Origin of the sequence: Kitasatospora sp. NPDC058218 (assembly GCF_042882445.1) — a bacterium.
Taxonomy (GTDB): Bacteria; Actinomycetota; Actinomycetes; order Streptomycetales; family Streptomycetaceae; genus Kitasatospora.
The window spans coordinates 1-1,447 of sequence record NZ_JBHVWC010000166.1; the positions used below are offsets into that span (position 1 = coordinate 1).

The following is a 1,447-nucleotide window of genomic DNA, read 5'->3' on the forward strand; positions in this document are numbered from 1 at the left end:
GCGGGCCAGGACGGGTCGAGTGGGAGGTAGGCGGCGCCGGCCTTCCACACGCCGAGCAGCGTCGGCACGAGGTCCGCGCCGCGCTCCAGGCAGACACCCACCAGCACGTCCGGGCCCGCGCCCAGACCGGTCAGGTGGTGGGCGATGCGGTTGGCGCGCTCGTCCACCTCTCGGTAGGTGAGGTGGACGCCGTCGACGATGACGGCGGTGGCATCCGGGGTGGCCTGGGCCTGCGCCTCGACGAGGTCGACGGTCAGACCCGTCGGCCACTCGGCCGAGCCACCCGACGCCCAGGCCGTGAGCTGGGCACGCTCGGCCTCGGGCAGGTAGGAGAGGGTCGCGTCACCGTTCGGGTCGGCGGCCATCGCCTCCAGCACCAGCCGGTACATGGCGCCCAGGCGCTCCAGGTTCGCAAGGCTGATCACATTGGTCGCACCTGCGAGGTCGAGCTTGCCGCCGACCGTGATGACGCTGAAGCCGAACTCGGTCGTGCCGTCGACCATCGTGCCCTCGACATCGACCGAGGCCTTGTCGACGAGGTGGAAGTCGAGGTACTCGAAGAGGGCGTTCAGCAGATCCCGGTTGCCGCCGGCGGCGCGCTGGATGGCGGGCAGCGGGTAGCGGCGGTGGGACCAGATGGCGGTCTCGGTGGCGTGGGTCTGCTCGACCAGCTCGCGCCAGGTCGCGGCGCCCCGGGTGGCCGGGAAGGGAAGGGTGTTGAGGTGCATGCCGAGCACCCGGTCGGCGCCGGGGGCCTCCAGGCGGCCGTGGTAGACGACGCCGGTGTGGAAGGCGTCCTCGGCCGTCAGGCTGCCCAGCACCTTGAGGTGCACGGTGAGCAGCACGTTCTTGATGGAGGACTTCGCCTCGGCCGCGAGCTTGCGCAGGCCGACCTCCAGGTCCGCGTACGGGACATGGACGTGATTGCGGTCCGCGGCGGCGTTCGGGTCGGACTCGGCGAAACCGTCCGGCAGGACGAGCGGGCTGTGGGCGTCGACGACCTGCTGCCAGAACTCCTGGGCCGCGGGGTCGGAGAGCGCGTCCTGCTCGGCGGCGATGAAGTCGGCGTAGCGGACGGACGGCACCTCGTAGGCCGCCGGCTCAAGGCCGTCCCGCAGGCTGCGGTAGCAGGCGAGCAGCTCCATCAGGAGGGTGTGGTAGCTCCACCCCTCCGTGATGGCGTGGATGTGACTGAACGTCAGACGCCAGGCCTGGTCCGACTCCACGTGCACCGAGAGCCGCAGCAGCGGGGCGGCGGTGAGCTCGAAGCCGTTCCGGTGCTCCTGCTCGACGTAGGCGAGCGTGAGCGCCGTCACCTCGGCCTCGGTCAGGCCACGGACGTCGTGGATCGCGACCGGGATCTCGGCGGTGGCGTGGACGAGCTGGAGGGGCTGGCTGTAGCCGTCCAGGTGCATCGAGGTGCGCAGGATGTCGTGCCGGGCCACCA

At 71.3% G+C, this 1,447-nt stretch carries 1 protein-coding gene; it reads right to left on the reverse strand.

The window, feature by feature from the left end; genetic code table 11:
* Nucleotides 1-1,447, reverse strand: a 1,447-nt coding sequence (locus ACFVYI_RS42425) for a condensation domain-containing protein (RefSeq protein WP_387895477.1), incomplete at both ends; no start/stop codon positions are given.